The sequence below is a fragment of the Arthrobacter sp. R1-13 genome, assembly GCF_054161475.1.
This window is the reverse complement of sequence record NZ_CP096420.1, coordinates 3633922-3659333: the sequence shown is the minus strand read 5'-3', so window position 1 is coordinate 3659333 and position 25412 is coordinate 3633922. Positions and strand designations below refer to the sequence as shown.

Sequence of the window (25412 nt, the reverse complement as noted above, 5' to 3'; positions counted from 1 at the left end):
GGCCGGCTCCGTTGTTACGGTGCCGGCCTTCTTCTTTGAGCTGCTGAGTGTATTTAGCGGGAGCGCTGGCGGAGGCGCTGCATGTCCAGGATTACGACGGCGCGCGCCTCCAGGCGCAGCCAGCCGCGCTGCACGAATTCGGCCAGGGCCTTGTTCACGGTCTCGCGGGAAGCGCCAACGAGCTGGGCGAGTTCTTCCTGCGTGAGCTCGTGGGCCACCAGCACGCCGTCGGTTGCCGGACGGCCGAAACGGTCGGCGAGATCCAGGAGCGCCTTGGCCACACGGCCGGGGACATCGGAGAAGACAAGGTCAGAGAGGGAATCGTTGGTGCGGCGAAGCCTGCGGGCAAGGGCCTGCAGCAGCTGGGCCGAAACCTCGGGACGGGTGCGGAGGAGGGCGTTGAGACTCTCGTTCTTCAGGCCCGCCAAGCGTGTTTCCGAGACAGCCGTTGCCGTTGCAGTCCGGGGGCTCGGGTCAAACAATGCCATTTCGCCGAAGAGCTCGCCCGGGCCAAGGATGGCCAGCAGGGACTCGCGGCCGTCGGGGGAGGTGCGTCCGAGCTTTACCTTGCCGGAGACGATGAAGTACAGCTGGTCACCCTGGTCGCCTTCGCGGAAAACGGATGCTCCGCGTGACAGGTCCACCTCGGTGAGTTCGTCCGTCAGCAGACGGAAAGCTTCGTCGTCGAGCGTGGCGAAAAGGGGTGCGCGGCGCAATACCTCGATGTCCATGAAATCTCCTGAGTAAAAGTGTCGGCTGTGGGCGCTTTTGCCATTGTTCCAGAATTTTGGCGGTTCTGTGACGTACTTGGCACGGGAAACGCCCGGAATGGCGCTTAGGGGAGCTCTGCAGCGGGCCGGACGGACGGGTATTGGACTCCGGTAGCAGCCCCCGCCGTCACGCCATTGAGGGCAAACTGTCAGACTTCGCCAGTAGAATCGGATCCTAACTGTATGTAAGGAGCCTTGGTGTTCGGCTTGACCGTTTTGGACCTGGCGCTGATTCTGACGCTCTTGTCCTATCTGATCTATGGCCTGCGCAACGGCTTTCTGGTAACCCTCGGCGGCATTGCCGGGTTCGCGGTCGGGGCAGTTGCGGCCTTTGTTTCCATACCGCTCGTCACCGATTTCGTTGAGGACACCGGGTGGAGGCTCACCGCCGTCATTGGCAGCGCCGTCGTCCTGATGGTTATGGGGCATGCGCTGGGGACGGCTATCGGCCGGAGAGTCCGCAGTGCCGTACGAATCAAGCCTTTGCGGGCTGTGGACCGTGGGATAGGCGGCGCAGTCAACGTTGTGGTGGCGGCTCTGGTTATGTCCATGCTCGCCTTCAGCATCAGTGCGCTGGGTGTCCCGTTTGTCTCGCAGCAACTGGCCGAGTCCAAGGTGATCAGGTTCATAGACGGCCTGACGCCAACCCCCGTCAAGGCCACCATGGCGCAGCTCCGTTCGACGGTCATCGGCAACGGCATTCCCACCCTGATCGAGGGCTTCGGTCAGGGCCAACCCGTCCAGGTTCCAAAGGCCAGCACCGACACTCCGGGACTGAACCGCGCCGCCCAATCCGTCCTGAAAATTGCGGGAACTGCGTACCAATGCGGGCAGAACCAGACAGGCACCGGTTTCGTGGTTTCGCCCGACAGGGTAGTGACGAATGCCCATGTCGTGGCGGGCGTGTCGCAGCCCGTTGTGGAGCTGCCCGACGGCGGAGCGTACCCCGGGCGGGTGGTGTACTTCGATGGCCAGCGTGACCTCGCCGTCCTCGCCGTCGAGGGACTGCCTTCGACGCCCCTGGCCCTGAGCCCCGACCTCCCCAGCGGCAGCCCCGCCGCGTTTGCCGGCTACCCCCACGGCGGCCCTTTCCAGTCCAAGCCAGCTACCGTCCAGGACATTGCCACGGTGTTGGTGCCTGACATCTACGGCAATAATCCAACTCCCGACGACGTTTACCGGCTCGCGGGAGACGTCCAGCCGGGTAATTCAGGAGGTCCGCTCCTGACCGTCGACGGGCTGGTGGCAGGAGTAATCTTCGCCAAGGCAACGTCGGATGCCGCATTGGGCTTCGCCATTCCCATGGATGACCTCAACCCGGTAGCCGCCCAGGCGCCGTCGCTCACCGATGCCGTCTCGCCGGGGCAGTGCATCCAGAAGTAACGCCCTCAGTGTGAGCTAGAGCCACTCGAGGCTTTGGCCGTGAGGACCGGCGATGGCAACCGGCTTACTGTTGTGCGAGATCAGGAAACGACCCTTGAGCCGGGCCTCATCAATGTCCGGCACCACGCTTGATCCGTCCTCCTGCTCGATGACCGTGTTGCCCTCGTTGGACAACCAGTGACTGCCACGAGAGGTGAGGTTTGCCATGGTGGCCTGGAACTGCGCCCGTTCCCTGCTGCTCAGATAGCCCATGACGGCGCTGTGGAAAACCACCAGCGCAGCATCCGCCGGAGCCTGGTCAACAAGGTTCTGCAGTTGCTCGTTCAGATGCCCTGCCAGCAGCAGCGGAGGCTCCAGCTGGGCAACGGCAATTGCCTGGTGCAGGCGCTCACGACGGAACTCCTGCTCGGGCCAGACGAGAGCCTCAAGCCAGGCAACGTCGTCGGGATCGCGGACGTCCAAAGGGTTCAGGTCAATCCCTGCCCGCCACACTACAGGGGGCAGTTGCGGGGGTAGGGGGACCGGCCCCACAGTGGCACACCGCAGGAGCGGGGTGTTTGCAGGGCTGACTCCCACTGCAGGCGGCGAAAGGCGCGTGACCTGCTTCCCGTCGTCGAACTCGTAGCTGTACTTGTCCGGAAACAGCGCCAACCCGGCAGAGGCGCCCACCTCGATCAGGGCAAGGGGCCGGTCCTCCTGGCTTGCGATCAGGCCCAGCGATGGCAGCAGCGTGGCGCAACGCCCCGCCTCATTGGTCTGGGTCGCGCGGGAGAGCACCGTTCGTGTCACCTCGGACCAGTGGGAGTCCAGAAAGTTCCGGAACTGCGGGTAGGGGCCCACCTCCGCGCCGAGGAAGCGCGCAGCGGCAAAAAGCAGCAGTGGCTGACGCTTCGTGTGAGGCAGGTCATCGATGCGCTGGATCAGATCCGGATCCTGCGCGACGCCGAGGGCCCACTCCGCGTAGCAGTCCGAGGAGCCCGGGGCATCAACGGTCCCGAAGGTCCTGTACCAGTCAGCAGTTGCAGAGCCGCCGGAAGCCATTTGTCAGGCGTTTTCTGAACCTAGTGTGGCCAAGTATTCGATCGCGAACCGATAGCCCATGATGCCGGCACCGGCGATCACCGCTTTGCTGACGTCCGAGAGGTAGGAGTGGTGCCTGAACGCCTCGCGCGCATGGACGTTGGTGATGTGAACCTCGACGGTTGGCAGCTGCACGGCGGATATTGCATCCCGGATGGCCACCGACGTGTGCGTGTAAGCTCCTGCATTCAGCACGATCCCCAAGGCCTTGCCCCGGGCAGCATGGATGGCTTCCACCAGCGCGCCCTCGTGGTTGGACTGGAAGCATTCGACGTCGAGGCGGTGGGCGGCAGCGGTGTCTTTTGCGAGCTGTTCTACATCGGCGAGGGTTGCGGTGCCGTACTTCTCCGGCTCGCGCGTGCCAAGAAGGTTCAGGTTCGGTCCATTGAGGACGAGGATAATTCCGCGGCTGTGTTCCATGGCCGGCTGGGCGTCGTTCATGTCCCCAACTCTAGGGGATGTTGGTTCCCGGTTCCGGTGCTGGCGGCGTGATGAAGAATTTTTCATAGACGTTTCATGGGAGCTTCATGAGTGGCTGACACGATGAGTACATGGAAATGATGCGACGGGCTCTGATGATGGCAGCGGTACTGGTTGCCCCGGTGCTGCTTGCCTTGGGGGGAAGCCTGTTGGCGGCGCCCGCCGGTCCTCCCGATGTGGATGCCAAACCTGTGAAACTCGGTTCGGTCACCGGGGCGCCTCCGGTGCCGGCTTTGGAACCGGAACAAGGGCCAAGCCCCGCCCCTTCGCCTGCGCCACCCATTACTCCTGCGCCGACACCAGCTCCACCGGTGACTCCGACGCCAGGTCTTCCTGCACCCGCTCCCGCCCCTGAGTCGCCAGCAGCGCCCGGGCCGGCACCGGTGGTGCCGCCGGTTGTCATTGATGACGACGATGTTGAAGACGGAGACGACTAATGGCGGTGCGGGGGGCCGTGGATCGATCTGAGGAGACTAACCAAAGAGTTGCAGTGCCAGAAGCTGCCGGTCTCGGTGAAGCGCCCAAGCCAGCTGAACCGTCATCGTCCGTTGATGAGACTGGCACTGGCACCGGAATCGGCACCGGCGCCGGTACCGAAACCGGAGCGGCTACCCGGAACGGCAGCGGCGCCGGGACGAGGCTCGGCTCGAGGGTGCCTGCCCGTTGGCGTATTGCGGGATGGATTCTCTTCACTACCGCTCTGACATTGTTGGCGGTGCTGCTTACCGTGCGCTCGCTGATGGTGAACCATGCACGGACCGAGGCACATGAAGCGATTGCGCAGGAGCTCAGCGAATTCCGGGCGTTCTCGGCGGAAGGCGTCGATCCAACCACAGCCAAGCCGTTCACCAGTATCGAGAAGATGCTGGAGCGCTATCTGAGCAGGCAGTCGGCGGCGCAGGACGAGGTAATCCTTGGCAGCGTGGACCGGCGTGTCCTCTATACGCCCACCGGGGCGCTCCACTCCTCGTCGATCAGTCATCGGCTACCGGATGACAGGGCCCTCATCGACTCCATCCGAACGGGGACTGCTTCTTCCGGAATCGCCCAGACCACCGGGGGCGAGCTCCATTGGGCCAGATTGCCCGTGGTCTCGGGCCCGGAAACAGGCTACCTAATTGTTGGCTATTACATGGCTCCACGTCTGGCCGGGGTGGCCGGAACCACCCTCATCATCTTCTTCGTGTCCCTTGGTGGTTTGGCCGTAACTGCAGGAATGGCATGGCTGGTGGCCGGGCAGATCCTGCGTCCGGTTCGCGAAGTCCGGCGGGTGGCGGCTGACATTTCCGAGAGTGACCTCACGGCCCGCGTCCCCGTGCAGGGAAATGACGACATCTCAGCCCTGGCCGTCACGTTCAACACAATGCTTGATCGTCTCGAGGTGGCATACAGGACCCAACGAGCGTTCGTGGATGATGCATCGCACGAATTGCGGACTCCAATAACGGTCATCAGGGGCCACCTGGAGCTCATGGAAGACAACCCGAATGACCGGCAAAGGACCTTGGCGCTCGTAGACGACGAGCTGGCAAGGATGGGGCGGATCGTGACTGACCTGCTGCTTCTGGCGAAAGTGGACAGGCCAGGCTTTACGAAATTGCAGGATATTGATGCTGCCGCGCTGCTCCTGGATATTGAAGCCAAGGCCCAGACTCTGGGGCATCGGGGATGGCCCATCCTTGAGATCGCAGAGGGCAGCGTAAGGGCGGATCCGCAGCGCATCACGCAGGCCGTACTGCAGTTGGCTACCAATGCCTGCCAATACTCGGATGACGGATCCACAGTCTCTCTCGGCTCTTCGTTTACCGGAGAGGGAACAGGAAGGACGTTCTCCATCTGGGTCGCGGATCAGGGCATGGGGGTGACTGACCATGAGGCAGCAGCCATTTTTGGACGGTTTCATCGTGGGGAGGCATCACGGGCGTCTGCACGGTCCAGGCCAGGAGCTGGGTTGGGCCTGGCCATCGTGCTCAGTATCGCTGAAGCACACCACGGGACCGCATGGGTGCGCAGCAGTACAGGGGAGGGTGCCACGTTCGGTCTGACAATACCTGCACCTGGGCTGGAACCTGACACCGGGATCCTGGAGGACCAACTAAATCAGGAACCAGGCACGAGCCCCGCTGGTGGCTCACGAAAGGGGCAGGCATGAGCAGGATCCTTGTTGCCGAAGACGATCCTCGGATCGCCGGTTTCATCGAGAAAGGCCTCCGCGCCGCGGCGTACTCGTGCCTTGTGGTGGATGATGGTGCCAGCGCACTTCTGCTCGCCCGGTCAGGGGAGTTCGACATGCTGATCCTCGACATCGGGCTGCCCACCCTGAACGGTTTTGAGGTTCTGGCCCAGCTCCGTGGCGAAGGTTCCAAAACGCCGGTGATCGTGCTCACGGCCAGCGATTCGGTGTCCGACACCGTGTACGGGCTGGAAAGCGGCGCCAATGACTACATGACCAAGCCCTTCCAGTTTGCGGAGCTTCTGGCACGGATCCGGCTCCGGCTCCAGGACGAAGCCCAACCAGGCATGACCATGGCGCTCCAGCACGGGGACCTTGAACTGGACCTCCGCAGCCGCCGCGTACGCTGCGGAGACACGGACACCGATCTGACGGCAAGGGAGTTCTCCTTGCTGGAAGTGTTCCTCCGGCATCCCCGGCAGGTACTCACACGGGAGCAGCTCATCTCCCACGCCTGGAACCTTGATTTTGATCCTGCCTCTAACGTGGTGGACGTCTACGTGCGTGCCCTCCGGGGGAAAATCGGAGCAGACAGGCTGGAAACTGTCCGCGGAGCGGGTTACCGGCTGCGATGAAAACCGTCTATTTCGAATCGGCCGCGCGCTCTTCTGCGGACAGCGCCGTCAGGGAAACGAACAAGTGGCTCCCCTCCGGTGTCCTTACCCCCGCCTCGGCAATTTCGCTTCTCGTTGCCCTTGCGGCGATGGCTGGTCTGACTGCCACCGTGGTGTACGGCCAAGGCCTGAGCGCCCACGCTGCCATCACGTTGTGCATCTTTATCGGCGCCGTCTGGTTCTGGATTTTCACGAAGGTGGAGGACACCTATGTTGCGCTCGGCGCCGCCGTCGCCCTGGTGATCAGCGGAACCTTGCCAACCCAGAGCCTCTTCCACGCGCTCGGCGAAGAATCCGTCTGGCTGTTGATGGCCGCCTTTGTCATTGCCAGCGCTGTAGCCTCAACAGGGCTTGCCGCCCGCGGCGCGGCCTTTGTGATCACGGGGGCCCGTAGCGTGCGGCAATTGGCTCACCTGACTTCCCTGGGGCTGATAGTGACTGCCTTCGCGATTCCGGCGACATCCGGGCGGGCGGCACTGGCCCTTCCCATCTTCCTTGCCCTGCGCGGCTCCCTCCGCGACCGTCCGAACGTGGCCAAAATGCTGTCGATTCTTTTCCCCACGGTAATTCTGCTGTCTGCCGTGAGTTCCTTCCTGGGTGCCGGAGCTCATCTGATTACCAGTCAGGTCCTTGAATCCGCGGGACTCCGCAGCTTCGATTTCGCGTCCTGGCTGCTTTTGGGCCTCCCCCTGGCCATCGTCACATCCGGGCTGGCTACCGAACTGGTACTCCGGCTATTTACCAGCACAAGCGATCACTCACTGGGCCTTCGAGTCAGCATCGGTCAGCTCCAGGAGCAATCTGATGCCAGGCTGCAGGGTCCACTGGATCTGGACGAACACCGATCGCTCTTGCTGCTCGGTGCTGTTGTGGTCCTTTGGTGCACCGAACCTATCCACGGGCTGGAGCCGGCACTCGTTGCTCTGATCGGTGCGCTGGTGGTGTCCTCGCCGTACTATGGCTCGGTCAAACTGGGTGCCGCCCTCAAGAAAGTCCCTTGGTCCATGCTCATCTTCATGGCGGCCACCCTTGCCCTGGGATCCAGCCTTGTCACATCAGGGGCGGCTCATTGGCTGGCTTCATCGCTTCTGGGCCCCGTGGAATTCCTTGGCCCTGCCAAGCCGGTGATTTTTGTTGTTGCCGTTGTTGCAATTTCAACTCTTGCTCATCTGGTGATCCAATCCCGCTCGGCACGATCGGCAGTGCTGATCCCCATTGTTGTGGCATCTGCTGGGGCCATGGGTGTTGACCCTGTGGCCGCGGCCTTTGCATCAACAGCTGCTGCCGGTTTCTGCCACACCCTTACGAGCTCCGCCAAACCCGTCGCTCTTTTTGCCGAAACCGACGGCAAGGCCAACTACGAGCCCCGTGATCTCCTGCGGCTCTCCTTATGGCTGGGTCCGGCCAACGCCGCCGTCGTCCTGCTTTTCAGCTTTTTCGTCTGGCCGCACATGGGCCTTCCGCTCTTTCCGTCCCACTAACCCCTGGCAAAAGGTGGCTCCAATGGTCATGTCCATTCCGCAACGAATCCTCGTGGCACCTTCCGGATTCAAGGAAAGCCTTGATGCGGTGGAAGTCGCAGCGGCCATAGCCGCGGGCATCCGCCAGGTGATCCCCGGCGTTCAGGTCAGGTCCGTTCCGCTGGCCGACGGCGGCGAAGGAACCGCTGTCGCGCTGGCAGCCGCCACCGGGGGAAGGATAGTTGCCCGTCAGGTCACCGGGCCCCTTGGCCAGGACGTTGCGTCGCATTTCGCCATGCTCGGTGGAGCGGCGGGCAGGACTGCCGTGGTGGAAATGGCGGCCGCGGCAGGTTTGAAGCTGGTCCCCACAGACTTCCGAAATCCAGGCCTGACGTCTACCCGCGGCGTAGGGGAACTCATTCTTGCCGCCTTGGACGAAGGAGCCGACCGCATCATTGTGGGCTGCGGGGACTCCGGAACGTCCGACGGCGGTGCAGGCGCCTTGCGCGCCCTCGGGGCACGGATTTATGGCCCGGACGGGGACGAGTTGGAGGAGGGAGGGGAGTCCTTGGCCGGCGTTGAGGGAATCGATCTCAGCACACTGGATTCCAGGTTGGAGGACTGCAGGATCGATCTCGCCCTTAATCCCTTCAACATCCTGTGCGGTCCCCAGGGCGTGGCGCGGGTTTTTGGACCGCAAAAAGGAGCCACGCCTGAACAGGTCGAGGTCCTCTCCTCTGGTTTCGATCGGTGGGCAACGGTACTTGCCGCGGCGTCCGGCAAGTCTGAACTGCACCTCAGGACAGGCGCGGGAACGGGGGCGTCCGGGGGACTGGGGGCTGGCCTGCACGCCATTGGAGCCAACCTGGTGCCTCGATTTGAGCTTCTGCTGGACTCCGGGTTGGCTGGAATTGACCTGGACGCCTGCATCGCTGACGCGGACCTGGTGGTCACCGCCGAAGGAGCCATCGACTTCCAGACTCCCCGGGGAAAAGTACCTGCCGAAGTGGCAAAACGAGCCCAGGCGGCGGGCGTCCCGGTGCTGGCCTTTGCCGGCTCAATCGGTAAGGATGCCCACGACGTGCACGCCGCAGGGATCGACGCAATTTCCGGAATTATCCCGATTCCCATGAACATGGACCGTGCAGTGGCCGAGGGTGCCATGCTCCTCAGGGAAGCTACTGAACGAACATTCCGCGTGCTCCTGCTCGGTTCGGCGATCTCCTCCCGCCTCGGCCGTTTGGCAGCCTGAGTGGCCCAACAGGGAACTATGGCTACTCGTGGCCGGGTTCCCTACACTGGAAAAACCATCGTGCGGAGTAACCCGTTCGTACCCAGAAAAGCCCCGCACCGAAGAGCCCGAAGCGGGGAGAATCATGCATACAAAAACCAGGAAATCCACGTCATTCCGCGGTGCCGCCGCAACGCTTGCCGCGCTGGCGGCCATTTTGCTCACCGCACCCGCAACGTTGGCAGCACCCCAGGCTTCGAACGGGGGGAGTTCTGTCATTGACCTTCCCGAAGCCTCCGGAGCCGAAGGAATCGCTGCCGGTAAGGGGACCACGTTCTTTGCCGGCGATCTGGTGACCGGTGATATCTACCGCGGAGACATCCGTACCGGGACGGCCGATGAGTTCATCACGGCTCCAGGAGGCCGTGCCGCCGTCGGTATGAAGGTAGATGTGAAGAACGACCTCCTCTTCGTCGCCGGAGGCGGAACCGGCCAGGCCTACGTCTATGACCTCCAAACCGGCGATACCGTTGCCACCTACCAGCTAGTACCGGCTGGCACAGGCTTCATCAATGACGTCACCCTCACCCACGATGGGGCTTGGTTCACTAATTCAGCAGAGGGATCACTGTACTTCGTTCCAGTCAGCAACCAAGGGGTCCCGGGAACCCTCGAAGTCCTCCCCTTGAGCGGCCCCGCCGCCAATGACACCTTCGGATTCAACCTCAACGGAATCACGTCCGTCCGCGGAGGCCAGACACTCATTGTGGCCCACTCCGGCCTGGGAACCCTGTTCACCGTTGACCCTGAAGCCGGCGGCAGTGCAGCGATCATGGTCACTGACGCTGCAGGAAACCCGGTTGTGCTGACCAACGTTGACGGCATCATCGCGCGGGGCAACACCATCTGGGCGGTTCAGAACTTCCTGAATCAGGTCAGCCGCGTCCAGCTGGACGCCACCTTGTCCTCCGGTGTTGTTGAGGAAGTCATCACCAGCCCGCATTTCGTGATCCCGACGACGGCGGCCCTGATTGGCGGAACGCTCGCCTTGCCGAACGCCAAATTTATGACGGGTGCCACCGAGTTTGAAGTGGTCCTCGTGGATGCCCGGAGCTGACGGATCCTGTTGAAACCAGACCCTGAGGCTGTCTGACAAGCAATAAGCCGTGCCGGTCCCTTCAGACCGGCACGGCTTATTTGCAACAACGTGAGCGTTACAAGGCACTTGCTACAGCGTGGTGAACTTCAGCACCAAGGCATGCTCAGGGTTGAGGATGGGCATCGGCAGTCCGACCTCCGCGAGGAACCGTCCGGTGGCTTCGGCTCCTGAACTAAGCCATGAAGGCGGCTGCGTCTGGGTGAAGGTGTGGCCATAATCAGCGTCGCCAGGAGCCGGGAAGATGGCTTCCACCCGGTAGGACTGGCCGGAAACGAGGCCAGGAACGGCAAGTCTTCCGGGTTGCTCGGCGAAACCTGTCCCTGTGCTCACCACCGCAAACAATCCACCGGTTTCCCCCGGCTCCGGCAAAGAAGCGGGTACAACTCCGTGGAGCATCAGGGAATCACCGGGCACGTCCGCCCTGATCATCGTGCCGGAGTGGATCAGGCCGCGGTACTCCTTGTACAACGCGATGAAGCGCTGGAGTTCTTCACGCTCCGGACCCTGGACTTCACGGACGTCCCATTCCATGCCGAAATGACCGAACAGGGCAGTGATCGCACGGAAGGACAGGTCATGGGTCCGGGCTGTGGTGTGGGATTTGGTGGGACCAACATGGCCGCCGACCAGTTCCGGCGGCACCACCAGCCCGGTCCAGCGCTGGATCGTCTGCCGTTCCAGGGCATCGTTGCAATCCGATGCCCAGATCCGGTCGGTGCGCTCAAGGATGCCAAGGTCCACCCTTGCACCCCCTGAAGAGCAGCTCTCGATTTCGACGCCGGGATGCGCCTTGCGAAGCTCATCGAACAGCCGGTAGGCAGCCAGCGTCTGCTCGTGGACAGAGGCGCGGCCTGCATGGCCGTGCTCCATCAGGTCACGGTTCTGGTCCCACTTGAGGTAGCTGATCTTGTATTCCCGGAGAAGGGAGTCGATCCGGTCGAAAATGAACTGCCAGGCGTCAGGATTGACGAGGTCAATGATGTGCTGGGACCGCCAGGGCAACGCGAGCCTGCCGCCGTCTTTATACGAGGAGCTTGCCGGGCCCACAATCCAGTCCGGGTGCGCCCTGGCCGTGTCCGAGTCAAGGTTGACCATTTCCGGCTCCACCCAGAGCCCGAACTCCATGCCCCGGGAATTCACGGCATCGATGAGCGGATGAAGTCCGTCCGGCCACAGCGCGTCGTCAACATACCAGTCGCCCAGCCCTGCCTGGTCGTTGCGACGGCCAAGGAACCAGCCGTCGTCGAGCACAAAGCGTTCAACTCCGAGGTCAGCTGCGGAATCGGCGAGCTCGATCAGGGTGTCGAGGCGGTGGTCGAAGTACACGGCCTCCCAGACGTTGAGGACGACTGGCCGGGCTTTTCCGCCACCGGCCGCCGGGAGAACGTGGTGGGGGCGGGCTCGGAACCAGTCGTAGAAGGCCTCGCTGATGCCATCCAGGCCTCGGTCAGAATATGCCGCGAACAGTGCGGGGGTGGTGTAACCAGTTCCAGGCTCGAGGATCACTTCGGCTGAACCGAGGAGTTCCGAGCCGCCGATCATGGTGCGGCCGTCAGCGATGGTGTCGGCGAACTGTTCGTGGTTGCCGCTCCAGGCCAGGTGGGTTGCCCAGACCTTGCCGTGGCGGTTGCCGAAGCCCGCGCTGCCCGCAGCGAACAGCAATGAGGAATCGTGGCCTGTGCGGCCGTGGCGTCCGGTCCGGACCCACGTCCCCTGCTGGATGGACCGGCGCTGGGGGTGGCGTTCGCGGCACCAGCGGCCCGTCAGGTCCAGGAGTTCGACGGCGTCAGGTCCCACGGGGAGGACAGTGGCCAGTTCATCGAGCTGGAACGGCGATGATCCGGTATTGGTGACGGTGTGGCGCAGCTCCAGCAGACCGCCGTCGTGAAGGGCGAGGGATGACTCCACCATAATTCCGGCTTCTTCGTCAGCCTGGACGACGACGGCGGAAGCACCTTTCCCGGGAACGTCACCCTTGGCGACCACCGAGGCTTTCACCGCCCGCAGCCGGACCGAGAAGTCGAGGCCGGAGACGCCGTCGGAAATCCGGTGGCCGCGGAGGGCGGGGCGTCCGCGCCAGCTGGAGGACGCCTGGGGAAGCAGGCCTGCGGGGACGGTCGCGTCCACGGCCGAAGGTGGAATGGGCTCGCCGAGGATCGAGAGGTCCGGCAGGGTGGGGCCAAGATCGGCCCCCCAATGAATGACCTCAGCCTCCCCGTTGTCGAAGCTAATCACCAGGCTGGTGCCGGCGGAACGGAGGTGCAGGGGATCCATTGATAAGTCTCTTTCTTTACAAAACGTGATCATTGCAGGGCCCGCCCTGCGTGCTCGAAACACCAAGCGCGCAAAGCGGGCCCCGGAACTGCTAGCTGATTTTTTACTTGAAGAGCGCGTTGACCTGGTCGTTGGCCTGGCTCAACGAGCTTGCCGGCTTCTTGCCCGACAGGACGGCGTCCATGGCCGGCTTCATGATCCCTGTCACCTTGGCGGAGTTGTCAGCGATCGGGAACAGGAACGTGGTCTCGTCTTTCACGTGGGTGGTGAAGGCACTGACGTCGATGCCCTTATCCGCAAATGCCTTCGCTGCTTTCTCGGAGGAAGTGCTGATAGCGGGGAACACGACTGCCTTGGAGGCAACAACGTCTTGGCAAGCTGTGGAAGCGAGGTACTCCACCCATTTGACCGAGGCGGCAGGGTTCTTGGTGCCGGCCCAGATGGAATCGGCCAGGCCGTTGAACATGCTGGCGCGCTTGCCGTCCGGTCCCTTGGGGGTTGGGGCTATGCCGGTTTCGACACCCTTGTAGCTGGTGTACTGTCCGATCATCCATGAACCGTTGGTGTTGATGGCAGCCTTGCCTGCACCGAAGTTGTCAGCCACGCTGGCTCCCACTGTGGTTTCAAGCTTGGGCATGTAGCCCTTGTCCGCAAGGCCGGACCACCAGGTGATGGTTTCCTGGAACTTGGGATCGTCATAGTTGAATTCCTTGCCCCACGGGTTCTTGTCCGTGTGCGTCCAGCCCATGGTGGCGCTCAGGAAGCTCCACTGCGTCTGGCCATCTCCGCCACCGGAGTTTTCCAGGCCCAGGCCGTAGACAGCGACGTTGTTCTTGTCGAAGCCTGCCTCGTCGCCGCGCTTGCCGTTCTTGTCCACTGTCAGGTGGGCGATTGCCTTTTCGTAGCTGCCGCCGTCCTGGGGGTTCCAGTCCAGGCCCTTGAGCTGCTCTTCGGTGTACCCGGCGTCGGCGATCAGCTTCTTGTTGTAGAACAAGGCAATGGTGTCCCAGTCCTTCGGGAGCCCGTAGCGTTTGCCATCTTCGGTGACCCAGAGATCCGTGAGGCCCTTGTTGTAGATCTCAAGGTCCAGCTTGTCGTTCTTGACGGCATCGTCCAAAGCCAGAAGTTGCTTCTTGGTGGCGAATTCCGGGTACTTTGCCAAGTGGTTTGTGAAGACGTCAGGGGCCGTTCCTGCCACAAAACCGTTGGTCAGAGTGGTCCAGTAATCGTCCCAGCCGCGCTGCGTGACCTTTACCTTGATGTCGGGGTTGGCCTTGGTGAAATCGTCAGCACACTGCTGGTAGGCCGGAAGCTGGTTTGCGTCCCACAGCCAGTAATTGATCTCGCCCTTGGCCTCGGTGGATGCCGGTGCGGAGCCTCCGCAGGCGGACAGGGATAGCGCGATGGCTGCGGCGGCAGCGACGACGCCGATGGATTTCTTCATGATGGACCTTTCGTTATTGACTGTGAAGCAGTGTGCGGTTGGGGGTGAGAGGGAACGGTGGGACTATTTGACGCCGGAGAAGCCGATGGAGTTGACCACCTTCTTGCCGAAGGCGATGAAGAGCAGGAGGACCGGAAGGGCGGCAATAAGGGTGGCCGCCATGAGGCCGCTCCAGTCCGGGGCGCCCTGGGGCGACTGGGACTTGAAGACCCCAAGGCCCACAGTGAGGACCCGGACGTTCTCGTCCTGGCCCACCAGCAGCGGCCAGAAGTACTCATTCCAGGTACCGATGAAAGTCAGCAAAGCCAGCGTGGCCAGGGGTGCCGCCGCGTTGGGCAGCACAATCTGGAAGAAGATGCGGAACTTTTTGGCGCCGTCCAGCATGGCTGCCTCTTCAACTTCCCGGGACATGCTCATGAAGAACTGGCGCAGGAAGAAGATTGCGAAGGGCGTCATGAACAGGAAGGGCAGGATAATGCCGGCGTAGGTGTTCAGGAGGCCCAGGTTCTTGATCATCAGGAAGTTGGGCAGTGCGGTGAAGATCGGCGGGACCATCATGGTCGCCAGGAACAGGGCGAACACCTTTTCGCGGCCGGGCCAACGCAGCCTGGAGAAAGCATAAGCCGCCATGGCGCTGAAGAAGACCTGTCCGGCAGTCACCAGGGTGGAAACGATGATGGAGTTTCGGAGGTACCACCAGAAGTTGATGGCCGCGCCGGAGCCGCCTTCAGCTATGGCTTCCTCAGGGGATTGGAGGCCCATAACCCGCTTGAAGGCGCCCCAGCTGAAGTCGGCCGGCAGGAGATTGCCTGCGTTGCCAGCGAGGGAGTGGTTGCTGGAGAGTGCCGTGCGAAGCATCCACAGGAACGGCGCAATAGTGACGATCAACGCGATGACAACAAGGGCCCATGCTCCTGCACGGCCCCAATTGAAGGGCTTCCGGGGCTTGGTGATGGCGGGCCGGGTCGGGGCATCGGCTTCATGGCGGGCAGAGGGCTTGCCGGCACCTTGACGGGAAGGAGATGTAGTAGTCATTGCGGGGTCCTTAGTCCAGATCCGATTCATTGCCCTTGAGGAACTTCATTTGGATGAAGGCCACCAGGGCGAGGATGACGAAGAGAATGACGGACAGTGCAGAGGCGTACCCGAAGTCAGACTCGGTGAAGGCCTTCTGGTAGATGTACATCTGGATCACCCGTGAGGCGTTGATGGGTCCGCCACCGGTGGTGACTGCCACTGTGTCGAAAACCTGGAACGATCCGATCACGGTGACCACCAGGACGAGCACCAGGACGGGGCGCAGGAGCGGGATGGTAATGCCCCAGAAGGTCCTGGTGGGTGAAGCGCCATCCAGAGAGGCCACTTCGTAGACGTGCTGTGGAATGGCCTGGAGTCCGGCAAAGATCAGCAGGGCGGTGTAGCCCATGTGGCGCCACACGTTGACGGCCGCGATGGTCGGGATGGCCCATTGCTCGCTACCGAAGAAAGCGATGCGGGGAAGCCCGGTCCAGCTGATGATCTCGTTCACGATACCCAGCTGGTAGTCGAGCATCCAGAACCACAGGAGCGCAACGATCACGTTAGCCACGAGGAACGGCAACAAGAGGGCGCCACGGATGAAAGTTGACTTCGCAACACGGTGCATGAGGAGGGCCAGGCCCAGGGCGATGACTGTCTGGAATCCGATGTTGATTGCCACGTACTGGACGGTCACCGCCATCGAGTTCCAGAAGAGCTCGTCGGTAAAAATTGAGGTGTAGTTCTCGAGGCCGATCCAGGTGGGGTCACCGAGGATGCTGTACTCGGTGAAGCTGAGGTAGATCCCGCGGATGGTGGGGATCAGGAAGAAGACGATGAAGCCAATCATCGCCGGGAATATGAACACCAGTGCCATTTTGAGGTCACCGATGCGCTGCCCTTTTCGGACCGGGGCAGGAGTCCCGGCCTTCTTCGTTCCGCCCGCAGGCGGGTCAGGAAGTTTAGTGATGGTGGTCATCTTCGACCTTCCGTAGGTGTGACATGGATAACAGCTGGGAGTGAATCTACACGAGTAGAAAGGTGGTGGCAAGAGAAATTTCTTTTATTTCCAAGAAGAAGTTGTTGTTGGCCGCATGTCTGTTGACTCGTGTAGATGCCGATGTAACACTGGGAATCACTTGCTGCCCGCCCGGGCAGCGGGATTGAAACCATTCATGGAGGAACGATGGCGTTTTCGCTGGGGGTCGTAGGGGCCGGTCAGTTCGGGGGGCAGTTTGCCCACCTTTTCAGGCTTCACCCCGGCGTGAGCAGCGTCGTTGTTGTGGACGAACTTCCGGATAGGGCCGCTTTCGCGTGTAAGCAATGGGGCCTCGACGGCGTCCTGGACAGTTTCGAGGAGCTCCTTGCATCCGACGTCGACGCCGTTGCGATTTTTACGCAGCGCTGGACTCACGGACCCTTGGTGGAGCGGGCACTGCGCGCCGGCAAAGACGTCTATTCGGCTGTTCCGATGGCTGTCTCGGAAGAGGAGATCTCACGGATCATCGACGCCGTCCGGGAGACCGGGAACGTCTACATGATGGGTGAAACGAGTTACTACAACCCCGCTACCGTCTATGCACGGGAGCAGCATGCTGCCGGGCGATTTGGCCGCGTCTTCTACTCCGAGGGGGACTACGTTCACGACATGGACCTCGGCTTTTACGATGCCTACCGGTACAGCGGCGGCGAGAGCTGGAAAGAGACTGCGAGCTATCCGCCCATGCTCTACCCGACGCATGCCATCGGAGGAGTCCTGGGGGCCGTTCCTTCCCACGCTGTCAGCGTGAGCTGCGTCGGAGTAAGTGATGACCGCGGTGACGGCGTTTTCGACAAGGGCGTCAGCATGTTCGGCAACGACTTCTCCAATGCCACGGCCCTTTTTGAACTGAACGACGGAGGAGTGATGCGGACCAACGAGATGCGACGGGTGGGCTACCCCTCGCATATCCGTGAATCGCGCTTCAGGTTCTTCGGCACCGAGGCAAGCCTGGAGCAGCTGGCTCACGTCACTGTGTGGCAGGACAAGAAGGACGTTCACGACATCTCCGCCCTGATGGAGACGCGGCCCAGTATTCCGCTGGATGACCCTTCGCTTGCCAATGTTGCCCCGGAACTGCGCGACGCCTTCGTCTCGGGCCTGGCCCCCGTGCATGATCCCGCCCGGCTTCCGGACGAATTCCGCGGTGCCCCCAACGGCCATGAGGGAAGCCATCATTTCCTGGTGGACGACTTCGTTACAGCCGTCAACAACCGCAGCATGCCGCCGGTGAACGCCTGGGTGGCGGCCCGGTTCACCCTGCCGGGAATCGTGGCCCACGAGTCAGCCCTCAACGGGGGTGAGCGCCTTCCCATCCGGGACTTTGGCGATGGCCCGTCGACTCTCTAGCTAGGATCTAAGTCATGACGACTCCCACAGTGCAGGCTCCTCGCGGCCCGGTAACCCGGAAGGATGTTGCCCGGTACGCAGGCGTAAGCACCGCCGTCGTCAGCTATGTCGTGAATGGTGGTCCGAAGAAAGTTGCCCCGGCGACGGAAGCCAAAGTGCAGGATGCCATCCGGGTACTCGGGTACCGCCCCAACGCTGCCGCGCGTGCACTGAAGCTGGGTTCGAGTGAAACCATCGGCCTGGTGATCCCGGACAACAGCAACCCGTTCTTCTCCTTGCTCTCCCACGCCGTGGAGGATGCTGCCGCGGAGTGCGGATATGCTCTGGTTCTGACAAATTCTGACGGAAGTGTCGCCAAGGAGCGCCGTCATATCCGAAACCTGGCTGCCCGCCAGGTGGACGGTGTTGTGCTGGCCAGCGTGCTTTTTGAGCCGGACCTTGTGGAACTGGACGACGCCGATATCCCGGCGGTACTGCTGAACCATGGGGACGCGGCCCCGGGCTTCAGCAGCGTCGGCGTCGACCTGGCTGAGGGGGCGCGGATCGCTGTTGAGCATCTGATCGGCCATGGCCACACCAATATCGGCCTGGCCATGGGTACCAACACCGCCAATGACGTGGACGGCCGTGAAAAAGGGTGGCTGCGGGCGCTCTCGGATGCCGGGCTGCCGGAGGGGCCGATCGTCCGCGGACCCTTTTCGCGGGCGGGCGGCTATGCTGCCGGTCAGCGGCTGCTGGCGTCTGCGAACAGGCCGACGGCGATTTTTGCCAGCTCAGACATGCAGGCCATCGGAATTCTCCGTGCGATCCACGAGGCAGGGGTCTCCGTGCCCGGGGACATCGCGGTGGCTTCTTTCGACGGCTCGGTTGAAGCGGAGTACAGCTGGCCGGCCCTCACCACCGTGGAGCAGCCGGTCAAGGCCATGGCCGAGGCCGCAGTCAGTGCCTTGATCGGGGCCGATCGAGGTAAGCCGGCCGGGCACCAGCTGTTCCCCACGAAGCTGCTGGTACGGCAATCCTGCGGGTGCTCCAGGACAACCACCTAGAGCTTGCGTTCTTGCTCTTAGGCTTGGGCTTTCAGGCCCGGACAGGAGCCAGTTCCACAATTCGCAGTCTGCTGACCTGCTCCTGAAGGCTGCGTTGGGCATCAACGCCCAGCCCTGAATCGCTGATCACCTCATCGGCCTCGTCAAGCTTGGCGATGGTGCTGATTCCCAGGGTGCCCCACTTGGTATGGTCCGCCAGAACCACCACCTTCCGGGCCGATTCCATAAATGCCCTGTTGGTTTCAGCTTCCTGCAGGTTTGGCGTGGTGAACCCGGCCTCTGCGTCCATTCCATGGACTCCGAGGAACAGGATGTCCAGGTGCAGCTGCCGGAGTGCAGCCGTGGCAATTGGCCCCACAAGCGCGTCCGACGGCGTGCGCTCACCGCCGATGAGGATCACCGTGGAGCGGGCACGGTTGGACCCGGCCGGTACATCAGTGTGGAAAAGATCGGCGATGCGCACCGAGTTGGTGACAACTGTGATTCGTGGGCCGGTGGCGAGTTCGCGTGCCAGCGCCCACGTTGTGGTTCCGGCGCTTAGCCCGACGGCCATTCCTTCCTGGACCAGGGAGGCCGCCTCCAAAGCAATGGCGCGCTTCTCAGCCGTCAGTTGGGTGGACTTCAGTTCGAAGCCCGGCTCGTGGGTACTGGCATCGCCCGGAAGCTTCGCGCCGCCATGGATCCGTTCCACCCGCCCTGCTTCTTCCAGGAGATCGATGTCCCTGCGAACGGTCATCAGGGAGACGCCCAGTCGCTGGGCGAGCTCGGAGACCCGCACTATCCGATCGCGCTGGACTGCATCCACGATGGCTTGGTGACGTGCTGCGGCGAGCATCTCAGCGGAATCCTTAAGGCAGGGAACAAGGCTGGTCCCAGTCTAGGCATGCATCACGCTGACGCGAGCGGGTCATCCTCCGCGTGCTGCTCGTTCCGTCCCCACCTTCCCCTAGCCTCGCAAGCTCGGCCAGGGAACCCTGACGGCGTGGGCCCACTGAGGACGCAGCCGGATAACCCCCTCGCGTCAGCTCAGCACGGTGTTGGGACCCAGCACTTTACCTCCAAGGGTCCGCTGACTGCCTCCCCGCCTTTCCTTACTTTTTGAGGGACGCCGCGATTTGCTGCATGACGGTGTTGTCGGCCAGCGTGGTGGCGTCTCCGACGTCCCGGCCTTCGGCGACGTCTTTGAGTAGGCGGCGCATGATTTTTCCGGAGCGGGTTTTGGGCAGTTCCGGCACGATAAGGATGGTTTTGGGTTTGGCGATGGGACCGATTTCCTGGCCGACGTGGTTGCGGAGTTCCAGAACAATGGCGTCCCCGGTGTCAACGGCGTCCCCACGCAGGATGACGAACGCGACGATCGCCTGCCCGGTGGTGGGGTCGGTGGCGCCCACAACTGCAGCCTCGGCAACGGCGGGGTGGGAGACGAGGGCTGATTCAATTTCGGTGGTCGAGAGGCGGTGCCCGGAGATGTTCATGACGTCATCAACCCGGCCGAGGAGCCAGATGTCGCCGTCGTCGTCCTTTTTGGCGCCGTCGCCGGCGAAGTACATGTTTTCGAACCGAGACCAGTACGTTTCCTTGAACCGCTGGGGGTCGCCCCAGATCCCGCGGAGCATCGCTGGCCAGGGTTCGCGGATGACGAGGTATCCGCCCGAGCCGTTGGGTACTGATTCGCCTTGCTCGTCCACAACGTCCACAGCGATGCCGGGCAGCGGTGTTTGGGCGGAGCCGGGTTTGGTTGCGGTGACCCCGGGCAGTGGTGCGATCATTTGCGCGCCGGTTTCGGTCTGCCACCAGGTATCAACGATCGGCGCCCTGTTTCCGCCGATCACGTCGCGGTACCACATCCACGCCTCGGGGTTGATGGGTTCCCCCACTGATCCGAGGACACGGATGGAGGAGAGATCGTACTTGGCAGGGATGTCCTTGCCCCATTTCATGAAGGTCCTGATGGCGGTGGGGGCGGTGTAGAGGATGGAGACATTGTATTTTTCGATGATTTCCCACCAGCGGCCCTGGTGCGGGGAATCCGGGGTGCCTTCGTACATCACCTGGGTGGCCCCGTTGATCAGCGGCGCGTAGGCGACGTAGGAGTGCCCGGTGACCCAGCCGACGTCGGCCGTGCACCAGTACACATCTGTTTCGGGGTGCAGGTCGAAAACGGCCTTGTGCGTGTAGGCGGTCTGGGTGAGGTAGCCGCCGGTGGTGTGCAGGATGCCCTTGGGCTTACCGGTTGTCCCGGAGGTGTAAAGGATGAACAACGGGTGTTCGGAGTCGTGCCCCACCGCCCTATGCTGGGCTGAGGCAGCGCCGACGGTGTCTTCCCACCAGTGGTCACGGCCCTCGTGCCAGTCCACGCCCTGGCCATTGCGTTTGACCACGATGACGTTCCGGACGGTGTGCCCGTCGCGGGACAACGCGTCGTCGACGGCGGGTTTGAGGGCGCTGGGCTTCCCGCGCCGGTAGGTGCCGTCGGCAGTGACGACGAGTTTGGCTTCCGCATCCTCAATACGTGAACGCAGGGCATCGGCCGAGAAGCCGCCGAAAACCACCGAGTGCACGGCCCCGATCCGGGCGCAGGCCAGCAGGGTGATGACGGCCTCGGGGATCATGGGCAGGTACACGGCAACCCGGTCGCCCTTGGCCACGCCCAGTGATTCGAACGCGTTTGCGGCTTTCTTGACCTCGTCCGTGAGCTGGGCGTAGGTGTAGGTACGGGTATCGCCGGGTTCGCCCTCAAAGTGGATGGCCACCCGGTCCCCGAGTCCGTTCTCGACGTGCCGGTCCAGGGCGTTGTACGCGGCATTGACCTTCCCGCCCACGAACCATTTTGCGAACGGCGGTGTGGACCAGTCCAGCGCCTGGGTGAAGTCCTGATCCCAGGTCAGCAACTCCCGGGCCTGCCTGGCCCAAAAGGCGGGCCGGTCGGCGTCGGCCTCTGCGTAATCCGCCTCCGTCACCACAGCATTGGCAGCAAACTCCTCCGACGGCGGGAAGCGGCGGTCCTCATGCAGCAGGTTCTCAAAAGCGTCTCCCTGCCGGGCAGGCTGGTCAGACGAAGCCTGGATGGCTGCGGCGTCGGCCTCTGTTCTTCCGGACCCTGCGGGGGCGGCGATAGCAGCAGAGCCGGGCGTTTCCTGGGACATGGTGAACCTCATCATTCATCGATCTTTGCTGAGCGGAACTCCTGCACGGCCGTCCGTCCGGTCGTTGACCAAGGACAGCGGCCCGTCATGGAAATTCCGCAAAGAGCTGTTCCGAAATACACACTAACCCTTGCTCACGACAGTAAGTGGCGCGGCTCACAATCTCCGCCACGAGCGGCATTTATTAAGCGCTGAACGGTGCTGTCCCGGGTCAAAACGCCCCTGCGTTCCCGGCCAGTCAGCTAGTGATCGGCGAGGCACTTGGCTAGGCTGAGATGGAATCGTGACATCCGAGGGAGCACTGGCCCGCTAGCGGTCCAGCTTGTGTCTGCCTTAGGCAGCACTATCCAGGCGGCACTATCAGACGGCCCTGTCCAGAGTGCCGTCATGCGAAGGAGAACAAAATGAATGAGCAACGTGGCCAGCAGGACGCCGCCCCAGAGAACCGGGTCCCGCAGTCGGCCGAGGATTCCCGGACCGGCACGTCCCAAACCAATATCTCCCAGCCCAGCGACTCCCAAACGAATTACTCGCCAACGAATACTTCCCAGCCACTGGCTTCTGATCCTCACAGCACGACTGCGGACCAGGCCACCGGCAGCCCTGCCACTCCTGGTACAAAAACGCCGGCCGCAACGAAGCCTGGTGCAAAAAACGAGGCAGTTCTGGGCCATTTCACCATCCGGGACCTTACGGTTTTGGCTTCGACGTTGATCCTCTTCGTGGCATCGCTCATTCCCATGTTCGCCGGGCGTTACAACCTCTGGAATATGGGCAGCCTCTTCTTCCTTGGTCTCGGGGTTATTCTCCCGTTGATTGTCACCGCACTCTTTGTGGCCCGCCGTCTCACGCCCGGCTCCAAGGTCCGGATCGGTTCGCTGTCCGTGGACCAGTTCGCCTCCGTCACAGCTTCCTTCGCCCTCGCCTTCTTCTTTCTGGCCGTCGCGGACGACTTCGCGCCCAGCCTTCTGGTGGGGCTGATCGGCTCCGTGGGACTTTTCGCCGCGACAGTGTTGGCACGGTTTATCCCCTATTTCGCGGGTGACTTCCTGGACCGGAGGGAAGAGCCGGCCCATGTGGTGGCGAGGGAATCGGCCGCTCCAGTACGGAAGCCCCACGTGGCCAAAGCACCTAAAGCCGGCAGGGAACCAAACCAGGCCAAAGAAGCGCTGGCCAAAATCCTGCCCGGCAGGGGAGCGCGCACGACGACGGACAGCGCATCAGTGCGGCCGTCAGCTGGCCGCGCTACAACGGCCGGCGCAACCGCTATCGACGGACCAGCAGCAGGCGGACCGGGTGCCGGGGCCGCAGGTGCAGGTGGACAAGGTGCGGCGGCCGTCTCCCACCCGACTGCAGCGGAACAGACCCAGGCCGCCGCCGTCGTTCCTTCCTCCGCAGCGGAGGAGACCCGGACTTCGGCGCTGCCCACTACGCGCTCCACCGCTGGTGCAACCGCCGTTCCCGAACCCGCAGCGGCCACGCCCGCGACGACGGTGAATCCCCAGGTAAGGTCCCAGGAGCCCATCGGCGCCACCGTGGATCCGTCCCACCGGCCTGAACAGGATGAAGACCAGCCCGTGCAGGAGGCTTTCTGGTTCGCTGTGGCTCAGCCCCGCACTGCCTTTTACGAAGCAACCGGGGCGCCTGCCTTCATCATTGAGCCTGGCGGTTGGGTGCTTGCACTGGAGGACCGCGGCAACGAGTTCCTCGTTCAGCACACGGACGGCCGGCTGGGGGTCTTGCGGGATCTCAGCAACATTGAACGCGGCTAGCGGTACCCATGGACCTGGATCCCGGCCAGCAGCCAGAAGCTGAGTTCACTGCGGAGGAGAAGCAGGGGGCCAGGCCGCGCCGTGGCGCAACGTCGGTGAGGCCGGTCGAATCCCTGTTGGCACAAAAGCGGCGTGCACGCAGGATTAACCGGGAGTTGGCGAAGGTCTATCCCTACGCCCATGCAGAGCTGGACTTTCGCAACCCGTTTGAGCTGTTGGTGGCAACGGTCCTCTCCGCCCAGACCACCGATGTCACCGTCAACCAGGTCACCCCTGTCCTGTTCGCCCGGTACCCTGATGCCCGCAGCATGGCCGAGGCTCCGATGGAGGAGCTCGAAACCCTCATCAAGCCCACGGGGTTCTTCCGCGCCAAGACACGGAGCCTTCTTGCGTTGTCCACGCGGCTGGTTGATGAGTACGACGGCGTTGTGCCCGGCCGCCTTGAAGACCTGGTCACGCTCCCTGGAGTGGGGCGGAAGACGGCCAATGTGGTGCTTGGCAATGCGTTCGGTATTCCCGGGATCACGGTTGATACCCATTTCGGGCGTCTTGCCCGCCGCTTCGGCTGGACCACGTCCGATGACCCGGTGAAGGTCGAATCGGATGTCGCTGAGCTTTTCGAGCCAAGGGACTGGACCATGCTGTCCCACCGTGTGGTGTTCCATGGCCGGCGTGTTTGCCATGCTAAGAGACCGGCGTGCGGTGCGTGCGCAGTGGCTAACTGGTGCCCCAGCTATGGCATGGGCGAGACGGATGCGCAGAAGGCCGCCAAGCTGCTGAAGTACGAACTTGCTCCCGGTAACGAGGAGCTGCTGGCCCGTCTGCAGGCAGAAACCCACCGTGCGGCCGAGATCCGGATGGAATCCCAGAAGAGGCCGCAGTGACAGCCAGGCAGGATCTTCTTGACCTGGCCGCGGCCATCCAATCCGGGGCCGGACCTGCCCCGGACCCGCGGTGGCGCGAGCTTTCGGTGGACCCGGCGGTGGTGCGCAAAGCCGCGGTCCTGATGCTTTTCGGCGTCCTGGACAATGTTCCCGCGGCCTCGGACAAGAAGCTGGTGGCGGCTCATCTTGATGTCCTGCTGTTGCAACGCGCCAACACGCTGGTGGACCACCCGGGTCAGGTCGCGTTTCCGGGAGGCGGCATTGATCCCGGTGAGACCCCGGTGGAGGCCGCCCTCCGTGAAGCCGAGGAAGAGACAGGCCTGGACAGTGCCGGAGTGGAAGTCCTGGGTGTCATGCCGGAACTTGCACTTCCGCGCGGGAACTTCCTGGTAACACCGGTCCTGGCCTGGTGGGCATCGCCATCCCCGGTGCGGGTAGTGGACTACGCGGAATCGTCTCAGGTCTTCCGGATCCCGGTCAGGGATTTGCTGGATCCCCAAAACCGGCGAATGGCCGCGGTGACCAGGCGAGGCGAAACTTTCCAAAGCCCGGCGTTCACTGTCAATGGTGTGGTTGTCTGGGGCTTTACCGGACTTATCCTGAACCAGCTGTTTGACCAGCTGGGGTGGTCAGTACCTTGGGACAGGTCCCGGCTGATCCCGATAGAACCCTGAAATGGGCCTTCGCATCAGCCGGAAACCTTTCCTATCCGGACACCTTCGGAACGGAGCAATCAACAATCAGCCCCGTTGCTGCGTTCTCCCTGACGGCCATAATCCCCGCAGCAACTCCTTTGAGTGTTTTGAAGGCCGGCGATACTGCAACCACTGATCCGTCCTCTGCTGTGAGCCGGAAATGGAATGACTCGTGTCCTTCTTTAACTATTTCAAATGTTCCAGCCATGGCTGTTGTTTCCCCCTTGTAACGCATAGTGCTGATCGGCTTAGCCCTTGCGGCAAACCGACCTCAGTCGACAGTACCCTTGCCGTAACGGGCTGTTCAACGCTACTGAGGGGTAAATGACTAAAAG

At 62.6% G+C, this 25412-nt stretch carries 22 protein-coding genes; 12 read left to right on the top strand and 10 right to left on the bottom strand.

The genetic code is table 11. The annotated features are described in order from the left end of the window. Nucleotides 1-53: 53 nt before the first annotated feature. Complete coding sequence (locus M1D88_RS16940) at nt 54-731, bottom strand: Crp/Fnr family transcriptional regulator (RefSeq protein WP_011693220.1); 678 nt, start codon at nt 729-731, stop codon at nt 54-56. Between the two features lie 237 nt (nt 732-968). Between M1D88_RS16940 and M1D88_RS16935 the strand changes: the two genes are divergently transcribed. Beyond that, nucleotides 969-2153, top strand: coding sequence for a MarP family serine protease (locus tag M1D88_RS16935; protein ID WP_458111902.1), 1185 nt, complete (start codon nt 969-971; stop codon nt 2151-2153). Nucleotides 2154-2168: 15 nt separating this feature from the next. Here the strand turns inward: M1D88_RS16935 and M1D88_RS16930 are convergent, their stop codons facing one another. Together M1D88_RS16930 and aroQ are read right to left on the bottom strand one after the other, a co-directional pair. Then, nucleotides 2169-3194, bottom strand: a complete 1026-nt coding sequence (locus M1D88_RS16930; protein WP_458111901.1) for a DUF2332 domain-containing protein — start codon at nt 3192-3194, stop codon at nt 2169-2171. A 3-nt stretch (nt 3195-3197) separates the two neighbouring features. Further along, the gene (gene aroQ, locus M1D88_RS16925) at nt 3198-3674 is read right to left on the bottom strand and encodes a type II 3-dehydroquinate dehydratase (protein WP_458111900.1); all 477 of its coding nucleotides are present in this window, start codon (nt 3672-3674) and stop codon (nt 3198-3200) included. A gap of 116 nt (nt 3675-3790) precedes the next feature. Between aroQ and M1D88_RS16920 the strand changes: the two genes are divergently transcribed. The 6 genes from M1D88_RS16920 (at nt 3791) to M1D88_RS16895 (ending at nt 10368) form a co-directional block, all read left to right on the top strand. Continuing rightward, nucleotides 3791-4150: a hypothetical protein gene (locus tag M1D88_RS16920; RefSeq protein WP_458111899.1), complete on the top strand. Its 360-nt coding sequence runs from the start codon at nt 3791-3793 to the stop codon at nt 4148-4150. A 53-nt stretch (nt 4151-4203) separates the two neighbouring features. Next, complete coding sequence (locus M1D88_RS16915) at nt 4204-5865, top strand: sensor histidine kinase (RefSeq protein WP_458111898.1); 1662 nt, start codon at nt 4204-4206, stop codon at nt 5863-5865. Then, nucleotides 5862-6521: a response regulator transcription factor gene (locus M1D88_RS16910; protein ID WP_458111897.1), complete on the top strand. Its 660-nt coding sequence runs from the start codon at nt 5862-5864 to the stop codon at nt 6519-6521. The genes M1D88_RS16915 and M1D88_RS16910 overlap by 4 nt, the downstream gene beginning before the upstream one ends. Further along, nucleotides 6518-8041: an SLC13 family permease gene (locus tag M1D88_RS16905; RefSeq protein ID WP_458111896.1), complete on the top strand. Its 1524-nt coding sequence runs from the start codon at nt 6518-6520 to the stop codon at nt 8039-8041. Before M1D88_RS16910 ends, M1D88_RS16905 begins: the two co-directional genes overlap by 4 nt. A gap of 22 nt (nt 8042-8063) precedes the next feature. Then, nucleotides 8064-9272 carry a glycerate kinase family protein gene (locus M1D88_RS16900; RefSeq protein ID WP_458111895.1) on the top strand — a complete coding sequence of 403 codons (1209 nt, stop codon included), beginning with the start codon at nt 8064-8066 and terminating at the stop codon, nt 9270-9272. A 124-nt stretch (nt 9273-9396) separates the two neighbouring features. After that, nucleotides 9397-10368, top strand: a complete 972-nt coding sequence (locus M1D88_RS16895) for a hypothetical protein (RefSeq protein WP_458111894.1) — start codon at nt 9397-9399, stop codon at nt 10366-10368. Nucleotides 10369-10479: 111 nt separating this feature from the next. On the opposite strand, the gene M1D88_RS16890 is transcribed toward M1D88_RS16895, so the two are convergent. The 4 genes from M1D88_RS16890 to M1D88_RS16875 form a co-directional block, all read right to left on the bottom strand. Beyond that, nucleotides 10480-12684, bottom strand: a complete 2205-nt coding sequence (locus M1D88_RS16890) for an alpha-galactosidase (protein WP_458111893.1) — start codon at nt 12682-12684, stop codon at nt 10480-10482. A 103-nt stretch (nt 12685-12787) separates the two neighbouring features. Next, entirely contained in the window at nt 12788-14128 is a 1341-nt protein-coding gene (locus tag M1D88_RS16885) for an ABC transporter substrate-binding protein (protein WP_458111892.1), read from the bottom strand. Nucleotides 14129-14191: 63 nt separating this feature from the next. Beyond that, nucleotides 14192-15163, bottom strand: coding sequence for a carbohydrate ABC transporter permease (locus tag M1D88_RS16880; RefSeq protein WP_458111891.1), 972 nt, complete (start codon nt 15161-15163; stop codon nt 14192-14194). Nucleotides 15164-15173: 10 nt separating this feature from the next. Continuing rightward, nucleotides 15174-16124 (bottom strand): carbohydrate ABC transporter permease, encoded by a 951-nt coding sequence (locus tag M1D88_RS16875; RefSeq protein ID WP_458111890.1) that lies wholly within the window; start codon nt 16122-16124, stop codon nt 15174-15176. A gap of 207 nt (nt 16125-16331) precedes the next feature. On the opposite strand from M1D88_RS16875, the gene M1D88_RS16870 reads away from it, so the two are divergent. Both M1D88_RS16870 and M1D88_RS16865 read left to right on the top strand, forming a co-directional pair. After that, the gene (locus tag M1D88_RS16870; RefSeq protein WP_458111889.1) at nt 16332-17534 is read left to right on the top strand and encodes a Gfo/Idh/MocA family protein; all 1203 of its coding nucleotides are present in this window, start codon (nt 16332-16334) and stop codon (nt 17532-17534) included. 14 nt (nt 17535-17548) lie between these two features. After that, the gene (locus tag M1D88_RS16865; RefSeq protein WP_458111888.1) at nt 17549-18580 is read left to right on the top strand and encodes a LacI family DNA-binding transcriptional regulator; all 1032 of its coding nucleotides are present in this window, start codon (nt 17549-17551) and stop codon (nt 18578-18580) included. Between the two features lie 31 nt (nt 18581-18611). Here M1D88_RS16865 and M1D88_RS16860 read toward each other — a convergent pair whose 3' ends face one another. Together M1D88_RS16860 and acs are read right to left on the bottom strand one after the other, a co-directional pair. Then, complete coding sequence (locus M1D88_RS16860; RefSeq protein ID WP_458111887.1) at nt 18612-19415, bottom strand: DeoR/GlpR family DNA-binding transcription regulator; 804 nt, start codon at nt 19413-19415, stop codon at nt 18612-18614. A 256-nt stretch (nt 19416-19671) separates the two neighbouring features. Further along, nucleotides 19672-21726: an acetate--CoA ligase gene (gene acs / locus M1D88_RS16855; RefSeq protein WP_458111886.1), complete on the bottom strand. Its 2055-nt coding sequence runs from the start codon at nt 21724-21726 to the stop codon at nt 19672-19674. A 404-nt stretch (nt 21727-22130) separates the two neighbouring features. Between acs and M1D88_RS16850 the strand changes: the two genes are divergently transcribed. Genes M1D88_RS16850 through M1D88_RS16840 form a run of 3 tightly spaced genes read left to right on the top strand, consistent with a single transcriptional unit; the run spans nt 22131 to nt 25056 of the window. Beyond that, the gene (locus M1D88_RS16850; RefSeq protein WP_458111885.1) at nt 22131-23498 is read left to right on the top strand and encodes a hypothetical protein; all 1368 of its coding nucleotides are present in this window, start codon (nt 22131-22133) and stop codon (nt 23496-23498) included. Nucleotides 23499-23506: 8 nt separating this feature from the next. Continuing rightward, entirely contained in the window at nt 23507-24382 is an 876-nt protein-coding gene (gene nth / locus M1D88_RS16845; protein ID WP_458111884.1) for an endonuclease III, read from the top strand. Continuing rightward, nucleotides 24379-25056 carry an NUDIX hydrolase gene (locus tag M1D88_RS16840; protein WP_458111883.1) on the top strand — a complete coding sequence of 226 codons (678 nt, stop codon included), beginning with the start codon at nt 24379-24381 and terminating at the stop codon, nt 25054-25056. The genes nth and M1D88_RS16840 overlap by 4 nt, the downstream gene beginning before the upstream one ends. A gap of 31 nt (nt 25057-25087) precedes the next feature. Here the strand turns inward: M1D88_RS16840 and M1D88_RS16835 are convergent, their stop codons facing one another. Next, complete coding sequence (locus M1D88_RS16835; RefSeq protein ID WP_458111882.1) at nt 25088-25285, bottom strand: YegP family protein; 198 nt, start codon at nt 25283-25285, stop codon at nt 25088-25090. Between the last annotated feature and the right edge of the window lie 127 nt (nt 25286-25412).